Source organism: Haloferax sp. Atlit-6N, assembly GCF_003383195.1.
Classification (GTDB): domain Archaea; phylum Halobacteriota; class Halobacteria; order Halobacteriales; family Haloferacaceae; genus Haloferax; species Haloferax gibbonsii.
The window spans coordinates 1-470 of the sequence record NZ_QEQJ01000286.1 but is presented as its reverse complement, the minus strand read 5'-3'; the positions used below and the strand labels follow the sequence as shown (position 1 = coordinate 470).

The 470-nt window shown below is 66.2% G+C and carries 1 protein-coding gene; it reads right to left on the bottom strand.

Features of this window, described 5'->3' with window-relative positions:
• Positions 1-57 precede the first annotated feature (57 nt).
• Positions 58-470, bottom strand: a 413-nt coding sequence (locus DEQ92_RS22375; RefSeq protein ID WP_304999715.1) for a Na+/H+ antiporter NhaC family protein, incomplete at its 5' end; no start/stop codon positions are given.

Below are 470 nucleotides of genomic sequence, written 5' to 3'. Positions count from 1 at the left end.
CGAAGGACGGCGTGGCAGTACGGAAGGTGAGGCCAGCGAGCACTTTCTCGAAGCGGCTCATACGCGGCTCACCTCCTCGCTCGCGCGGTCGGAAATGTACTCACGACCGTAGCCGGTCCACGCCGCGAGCAGGAAGACGGCGACGAGGAACCAGCCGTGGAAGACGAACGGCCAGACCGAGGCGGGGTTGACCACCATCGCCTGCGTGAACCACTCGTACTGCTCGGGGAGTCGCTGCATCGCCGAGTAGCCCGCGAGCAGACCGCCACCCCACGGGAAGATGTAGCCGAGCGCCGAGGTGTTGGCGTCGAGGATGTTCGCGCGGCGGTAGCCGTTGATGTTGAAGCGACGCCCGAGCGTTTTGATGTACGGCGCGATCGCGATCTCGGCGGCGGTGTTGATCGTGATCATCGCGTTGACAAGCGCCGTGCCGAGCACCATCGTCGTCTCCGCGCGGCGGACCGTCGTCG